An 8,181-nucleotide genomic window follows, 5' to 3' on the forward strand; every position below is an offset into this window, starting at 1 on the left:
TTCCGCTCTCGCCTACTGCGCCCGGCCGCAGTGCGGATGATGCGCTGGCCGCGATTGAGGGCCTCTGGCGCGGTTCCGACATCGAGCCCCTACAGTCCCGCATTGTCCCCACCAGCTGGGCCGCGCTGGATGCCGAGCTACCAGGCGGTGGCTGGCCGTGCAATTCCCTGACCGAGTGCCTCACCGCGCAGCCGGCCATCCTCGAATGGCGGCTGGTCGGCCCCGCGCTGGCACCGCTCGCCGCTGGCGGCCGTCCGATCGCGTTGATCGGCGCGCCCAAGATCCCGCACGTCGGCGGCCTGGCGCACCTCGGGCTTCAGCCGCGCATGCTGGTCCACGTGGCCGCGTCGGCGCCGGCTGAACGGCTGTGGGCGACCGAGCAGTTGGTGAAGGCCGGCGCCGCGGCCGCCGTCCTCGCCTGGCTCCCGCAGGCACGGCCCGAGCAGATCCGCCGGCTGCAGGTGCTCGCGCAGGCCCATGACGGCCCGGTGATCCTGTTCCGGCCGATCCAGGCGGGCCTGCAGTCGTCCGCTGCACCCCTGCGGCTCGAAGCGGCGCCGGCGAATGCCTGGCAGCTGCGGATCCAGATCGTCAAACGTCGCGGCCCGATGCACGACACACCGCTGCTGCTGGACTCGATTCCGGGCGGCTTGGCGCAGGTCCTCACCGAGCGGGTGCGGTCGCAGCCGGCGCAGGTTGGCGCAGTGTCTGTTGCAACGCCCGCTGTCGCCATCCCTTCCCCGCAGGAGGTGACGCATGCACCCGCATACGCTGTGGGCGGCCGTGCTGCCGTCGCCGGCCGACCCCGCATCGCCGCCGTCGCCTGAGACGCTGCGCGGCACGGCCGTGTGGGCGCTGCAGTACACCCCGCGTGTCGCGATCGCCGAAGAGTCGGTGCTCGCCGAGCTCGGCACCAGCGCGCGCCTGTTCGGCGGCCGGCGTGCGCTCCGGGCCCGGGTCGCGGAAGAGGCACAGGATCTCGGAGTCGAGCGGCTCGCCTGGGCTCCTACCAGCCTGGCGGCACTCGCTGTTGCCCGCGCCGGCGGCACCAATGGCTTCGCCCGACCGCTGGCCGAGCTGCTCGATGCGCTGCCGCTGGAGACACTGAGCGCCGCACGGCTGCACCGCGCCACGCTCGGCCGGCTCGGCTGACGCACGCTGGGCGACGTGCGCCGGCTGCCGCGCGGCGGTGTCAGCCGACGGTTCGATGCCGAGCTGCTCGCCGCACTGGACATGGCCTACGGACTGCGGCCGCCGGCGCACACCTGGGAGACGCTGCCGGAAACGTTCCGCGCGACGCTCGAACTGCCGGCCCGCATCGATCTCGCGCCGGCGCTGCTCTTCGGCGCGCGCCGGCTGCTGGTGCAGCTGTGCGGCTGGCTCGCCGCCCGCCGCGCCGGCACGACGGCCATCACCCTGCACTGGATGCACGATGTCATGCGACCGAAGGACGCCGGCACATCGGGCGCCTTGACCGTTCGCACCGCCGAGCCGATGCGCGACGTCGAGCACCTGTGCCGACTGCTGGCCGAGCATCTGGCGCGGGTGACATTGGCTGCGCCGGTCGGCGACCTGGCCCTCACTGCCGACGAAGTGCATGCGCTGCACGAGCACAGCGCAGACCTGATTCCGCAGGCGTCGGCGCCCCGCGAGGCGCTCAGGCTTGTGCTGGAGCGGGTCGCTGCCCGGCTCGGCCCGGACCGGGTGCTGCAGCCGGTCATGCGGGAGGGCCACCGGATCGAATGGACCGCGCGGTGGACGGCCTGGCCGGCGACGCCTGCGCCGGCCGGCGTGCGGATCGCGACCGACCCGCAGCCGACCTGGCTGCTGCCGAAGCCGCTGCGCCTCGCGGTGCGCGACGACCGGCCGCTCTACCAGGGACCGCTGCAGCTGCTGGTCGGGCCGCAGCGGATCGAAACCGGTTGGTGGCACGCGGCCGCCGCAGCAGAGGGTGACACCGGGGGCGCCGGCGCCGGCTCCGGCGCCAGCGGCGTCGCAGCCACGCACAAGGCCCTACGCGACTATTGGGTCGCCGCCAACGAGCATGCCGGCGTGCTGTGGGTCTATCAGGAGCGATTCGGCGGGGACCGCGGCGGCTGGTGGCTGCATGGGATCTTCGCCTGACGCTACTGGCGCGCTGCCCGGCTACGCCGAGCTGCTCTGCCTCTCGAACTTCTCGTTTCTCAAGGGCGCGAGCCGGCCAGAGGAACTGGTCGAGCGTGCCCAGGCGCTCGGCTATGCCGCGCTGGCCATCACCGACGAATGCAGCGTCGCCGGCGTCGTCCGCGCCCACGTCGAGGCCAAGAAGACCGGCATGCCCCTGCTGATCGGCAGTCACTTCGAGGTCGACGGCGTTTCCCCCTTTCGGCTGGTCCTGATCGCGCAGGATCTACACGGCTACGGCAATCTCTGCGCCTTCATCACGCTGCTGCGTCGGGCATCCGACGAGAAGGGCGCCTATGCGCTCGATCGCGCCTCTGTCGACGCAGATGCGCTGGCCGGCTGTCTCGCGATCGCCGTGCCGGCGCGCGGCAGCAGCGAAGACCAGGTGCAGTCGATCGCCGCATGGATGGCCGAGCACTTCGCCGGCCGATCATGGCTCGGCGTGCTGCTGCTGCGCATGCTGGAGGATGCCGTCTGGCTGCAGCGTCTGCGCACGGCTGGCGCCGCAGCTGGCCTGCCGCTGGTCGCGGTCGGCGACGTGCATATGCACCTGCGAAGCCGCAAGCCGCTGCAGGACGTGATGACGGCCACACGGCTCGGCCGGCCGCTCACCGAATGCGGGCTCGATCTGCAGCCGAATGCCGAACGGCACCTGCGCGCCCGACTGCGCCTGGCGCAGACCTATCCGTCGGCATTGTTGGCCGAGACGCTGGAAGTGGTCCGCCGCTGCAGCTTCTCGCTGGACGAACTGCGGTACCAATACCCGGATGAGATCGTGCCGCCCGGCGAGACGCCGGCGAGCTACCTGCGCAGGCTCACCTACGAGGGCGCCGGCCGCCGCTGGGCCGACGGCGTGCCGGCCAAGGTGCAGCTGCAGATCGAGCACGAACTATCCCTGATCACCGAGCTGCGCTACGAGCCGTATTTCCTGACGGTCGCCGACATCGTGATCTTTGCGCGCAGCCGCGGGATCCTTTGCCAAGGGCGAGGGTCGGCCGCCAACAGTGTCGTCTGCTATTGCTTGGGCGTTACCGAGGCGGATCCGGCCCGCATGAGCATGCTGTTCGAGCGCTTCATCTCGAAGGAGCGCAACGAGCCGCCGGACATCGACATCGACTTCGAGCACGAACGCCGGGAAGAGGTGATTCAGTACCTGTACGTCAAATACGGCCGGGACCGGGCAGCGCTCACGGGCGTCGTGGTCTGCTACCGCCCCAAGTCCGCGATTCGCGACGTAGGCAAGGCGCTCGGCTTCGACGACGAGCTGATCGACCGGGCGGCCAAGAACCAGAAGTGGTTCGAGGGCCGCCTTGTGGCCCCCGAGCGGATCGCCGAGGCCGGCATGGACTTGGCCGACCTGCAGGTGCAGCAGCTGCTGTCGCTCACCGGCCAGCTGATGGATTCGCCCCGGCACCTGAGCCAGCATCCGGGCGGGTTCGTGTTGACCCGGGGTCCGCTCTCGCGCATGGTGCCGATCGAGAATGCCTCGATGCCGGAGCGGACGGTCATCCAGTGGGACAAGGACGATATCGACGCGCTCGGGCTGCTGAAGGTCGACGTGCTCGCGCTCGGCATGCTGACCGCCATCCGCAAATCGCTGGACTTCATCGGCCGCCGGCTCGGCCATGTCTTCGAGTTTCAGGACATCCCGGCGGAAGACACCGACACCTACGACATGGTCTGCAAGGCCGACACCATCGGTGTCTTCCAGATCGAGAGCCGGGCCCAGCAGAGCATGCTGCCCAGGATGCGGCCGCGGTGCTTCTACGACTTGGTCATCGAGGTCGCTATCGTCCGGCCCGGGCCAATCCAGGGCGGCATGGTGCATCCGCTGCTGGCCCGCCGGCAGGGGCTGGAGCCGGTGACGTATCCGAGCGAGGCACTGCGGGAAGCACTCGGACGCACGATGGGTGTGCCGGTATTCCAGGAACAGGTGATGCAGATCTCGATCCTGGCCGCGGGCTTCACCCCGGGCGAGGCGGACGGCCTGCGCCGCGCGATGGCCGCCTGGCGCCGTAGAGGTGGCCTGCAGCAGTACTACTCCAAGATCGTGGACTGCATGACCAGCCTGGGCTACGAGAAGTCGTTTGCCGAAAGCATTTTCGAGCAGATCAAGGGATTCAGCGAATACAGGTTCCCGGAGAGCCACGCTCCCAGCTTCGCGCTGTTGGTCTGTGCCAGTTGCTGGATCAAGTGCCACTATCCGGCCGAATTCCTGGCGGCGCTCCTGAACAGCCAGCGATGGGCTTCTACTCTCCATCGCAGCTGGTGCAGGACGCGAAGCGCCACCGCGTCGAGGTGCGGCCCATAGACGTGATGTACAGCGATCGGGATTGCACGCTCGAAGGCGTGGCGCATCCGTCGGCGGTGCGGCTGGGGCTGCGGCTGCGGCAGATCTCGGGCATGCGCAGGGCGTCTGCCGAGCGAATCATGGCTGCGCGTGCACTGCAGCCGTTCGACAGCGCCGAGGATCTGGCGCGCAGGGCCGGACTGGAGCAAGCAGAAATGGCCTTGCTCGCTGCAGCTGACGCGCTGGCCAGCCTGGCGGGTCACAGGCGCAACCAGGTGTGGGAGGCTGTCGCACTGCGCGCACCGCCGCAGCTGCTGCGCGATGCGCCGGTGATGGAGGAAGAATTCGACCTGCCGGAGGCACCCGAGGGCGAGGCAGTGCTGTGGGACTACAACGCGACCGGGCTGACCCTGCGCCGCCATCCGTTGGCGATCCTGCGGCCGCGCCTCGATCGGCACCGGCTGCTCACAGCCGAGCAGCTGCATCCGATCCGCAATGGCGTGCGGGTGCGGACCTGCGGCATCGTCACGCTGCGGCAGCAGCCGGATACAGCCAAGGGGACCATCTTCGTGTCGTTGGAGGACGAGACCGGCACCATCCAGGTCATCTGCTGGCCGAAGATCAAGGAGCAGCAGCGAGACGCGCTGATGAAGTCACGGCTGCTCGCGGTGCAGGGGATGTGGCAGAGGGAAGGGGAAGTGCGCAACCTGATCGCGCACCAGCTGCGGGATCTGACGCCGCTGCTGGGGCGGCTGGGGACGGAGAGTTGGGATTTTCACTAATGGTTAACAACACCGCTGAACTCATGGCAAGCAGCCTATGGCACGTTCGGCTGTTATTATTTGCTCCACGTCAATACTCACTATTGCTGGTTTAAATTTACCCGGTGTTGCGCAGCCCTGCCGCGATGCCGTTGATCGAGATGTGGATGCCGGTCTGCACCCGGTCGTCGCCCTGCCCGCCCCGGTAGCGGCGCATCAGCTCGACCTGCAGGTGGTGCAGCGGGTCGAGGTAGGGGAAGCGGTGGCGGATCGACCGGGCGAGCGAGCTGTTGTGCATCAGCCGCTGCTTCTCGCCGGTCACCAGCGCCAGCGCCTCGGTGGTGCGCTGCCACTCCGCCTCGATCGTCGAGAACACCTTGCGGCGCAGGCGCACGTCATTCACCAGTTCCGCATAGCGACCGGCCAGTGCCGGATCGCTCTTGGCCAGCACCATGTCCATGTTCGACAGCAGCGTCCGGAAAAACGGCCACTGCCGGTACATCTTCTGCAGCAGCGCGAGCCGCGTCGCCCGGCCGGCGCGCGCGGTGGCGGCGCTGGCTCCGGCTTCCGGTGCCAGGAAGGCTTCGACCGCCGAACCGAAGCCGTACCAGCCCGGCAGCGTCAGCCGGCACTGGCCCCAGCTGAAGCCCCAGGGCACGGCCCGCAGGTCCTCGATGGTCTGCGTCGTCTTGCGCGAGGCGGGACGGGACGCGATGTTGAGTTCCGCGATCTCGCGGATCGGCGTGGAATGGAAGAAGTAGTCCGAGAACCCCGGGGTGTCGTAGACCAGCGCCCGATAGGCGCCCATGCTGGCTTCCGACAGTTCGGCGGCCGCCTGCAGGAACACCTTGGTCGCCGGCTTGGTCGGCTGCAGCAGCGTGGCTTCCAGCGTGGCGGCGACGAGCGTCTCCAGGTTGCGCCGGCCGATCTCGGGGTTGGCGTACTTGGAGCCGATCACCTCGCCCTGCTCGGTCAGCCGGATCTGGCCGCGCACCGTGCCCGGCGGCTGCGCCAGGATCGCCTGGTAGCTGGGGCCGCCGCCCCGGCCCACCGTGCCGCCGCGGCCGTGGAACATGCGCAGCTGGATGCGGTGCGACACAGCCAGCTTGTCGAAGAGTTCGACCAGCGCGATCTCGGCGCGGTAGAGCTCCCAATTGCTGGTGAAGATGCCGCCGTCCTTGTTGCTGTCGGAGTAGCCGAGCATGATGTCCTGCTCGGCCCCGCTGCGCTGCACCAGCGCGGCGATGCCCGGCAGCGCGTAGAAGTCCCGCATGATCGGCGCGGCGCTGCGCAGGTCCTCGATCGTCTCGAACAGCGGCACCACGATCAGGTCGTTGACCGCCGCCGCATCCAGCGTGCCGCGCAGCAGGCCGACCTCCTTCTGCAGCAGCAGCACTTCCAGCAGGTCGCTCACCGTCTCGGTGTGGCTGATGATGTAGTGGCGGATCGCCTGCGCGCCGTAGCGTTCGCGCAGCGTGCGGGCGGCCTCGAAGATCGCGATCTCGGACTGGGCAAGCGCCGAGTAGGTTGCGCCGACCACCCGCAGCGGCCGCGCGTCGTTGAGCAGGCGCAGCAGCAGTTCCTGCCGGGCCGGCTCGTCGAGCGTGGTGTAGCCGGCCTCGACGCGGGCCACCGACAGCAGCTCGGCGACCACCGCCTCATGCTTGTCAGAACTCTGCCGCAGGTCCACCGTCGCCAGGTGGAAGCCGAACACTTCGGCTGCGCGCAGCAGCGGCCGCAGACGCTGCAGGGCCATCGCCTCGCCGTGGTGGGAGGCGAGCGAGGCTTCGATCGTCCGCAGATCGGCGATGAATTCTTCTGCCAGCCGGTACGCGTTCTGCGGCGCCACCGCATGGCGCGCGGCTTCGCCGCCGGTCAGTTCCTTCAGCGTGGCCGCGAGCCGCGCATACATACCGGTCAGAGCGCGGCGGTAGGGCTCGTCCTGACGGTGCTCGCTCGCATCGGGCGAACGTTCGGCCAGCGCCCGCATCGCCTCCGGCACGTCGACCAGCCGGGCCGACAGCGACAGTTCGCCGCCCAGGTAGTGCACCTCGGTCAGGTGGTGGCGCAGCGCGACTTCGGACTGGCGGCGCAGCGCGTATTCCAGCGTGTCAGCCGTCACGTTGGGATTGCCGTCGCGGTCGCCGCCGATCCAGTGGCCCATGCGGAAGAAGCTGGCCACCGGCTGCGCGCCGAGCTCGCGCTCCAGGCCGGCATAGAGCTTCGGGATCTCGCGCAGGAAGGTCGCCTCGTAGTACGACAGCGCGTTCTCGATCTCGTCGGCCACGGTGAGCCGGCTGTAGCGCAGCAGCCGGGTGTGCCAGAGCTGCATCACGCGGGCCCGGATCTGGGTCTCGTTGGCCGCGAGTTCGCGCGGCGTCAGGGCGTCCTTGGTGCCGCCGATGCAGGCGGCCCGCGCCTTCGTCTCGTCGCGCGCCGTCAGCAGCTGGGCGATGCCGCGCTCGGCGTCGAGGATGCTCTTGCGCTGCACCTCGGTCGGGTGCGCGGTGAGCACCGGCGAGACATAGCTCGACGCCAGCGTCTGCGCGATCGCCCGCGGCGCGATGCCGGCCCAGCGCAGCCGCGCGAGTGCGACCTCGATGCTGCCTTCCTGCGTGTCGCCGGCCCGCTCGTGCACCGTGCGGCGGCGGATGTAGTGGCGGTCCTCGGCCAGGTTGGCCAGATGGCTGAAGTAGGTGAACGCCCGGATGACCATCACCGTCTGGTCGGCCGACAGGGACTTCAGCAGCTTCTTCAGCGCCCGGTCCGCCTCGGTGTCGGCGTCGCGGCGGAACGCGACCGAGAGTTTGCGCACCTGCTCCACCAGTTCGTAGGCAGCCACGCCCTCCTGCTCGCGGATCACATCGCCGAGGATGCGTCCGAGCAGCCGGATGTCCTCCACCAGCGGTTGCTCGTTGTCCTTGCGACGCCGGACCGGGGTGTCGCGCTCGGGCTGCAGCATGGGAA

At 69.5% G+C, this 8,181-nt stretch carries 4 protein-coding genes and 1 pseudogene; 4 read left to right on the plus strand and 1 reads right to left on the minus strand.

Annotation, left to right across the window (positions count from 1 at the left end; genetic code table 11):
* The 4 genes and pseudogenes from imuA to QZ500_RS06935 form a co-directional block, all read left to right on the plus strand.
* On the plus strand, positions 1–827 hold an 827-nt coding region (gene imuA, locus QZ500_RS06925; RefSeq protein ID WP_366762723.1), incomplete at its 5' end, for a translesion DNA synthesis-associated protein ImuA.
* Positions 757–1,152 carry a hypothetical protein gene (locus QZ500_RS19550; RefSeq protein WP_366762725.1) on the plus strand — a complete coding sequence of 132 codons (396 nt, stop codon included), beginning with the start codon at positions 757–759 and terminating at the stop codon, positions 1,150–1,152. The genes imuA and QZ500_RS19550, both read left to right, overlap by 71 nt.
* A gap of 15 nt (positions 1,153–1,167) precedes the next feature.
* On the plus strand, positions 1,168–2,124 hold the full coding sequence (locus QZ500_RS06930) for a DNA polymerase Y family protein (RefSeq protein WP_366762727.1): 957 nt from the start codon (positions 1,168–1,170) through the stop codon (positions 2,122–2,124).
* A pseudogene (locus QZ500_RS06935) lies at positions 2,108–5,235 on the plus strand (error-prone DNA polymerase). The gene QZ500_RS06930 and the pseudogene QZ500_RS06935 overlap by 17 nt, the downstream one beginning before the upstream one ends.
* Before the next feature lie 97 nt (positions 5,236–5,332).
* Here QZ500_RS06935 and ppc read toward each other — a convergent pair.
* Positions 5,333–8,176: a phosphoenolpyruvate carboxylase gene (gene ppc / locus QZ500_RS06940; RefSeq protein WP_295852748.1), complete on the minus strand. Its 2,844-nt coding sequence runs from the start codon at positions 8,174–8,176 to the stop codon at positions 5,333–5,335.
* Positions 8,177–8,181: the final 5 nt, after the last annotated feature.

Origin of the sequence: uncultured Xylophilus sp. (genome assembly GCA_913776965.1) — a bacterium.
In the GTDB taxonomy this organism is placed as follows: domain Bacteria; phylum Pseudomonadota; class Gammaproteobacteria; order Burkholderiales; family Burkholderiaceae_C; genus Xylophilus.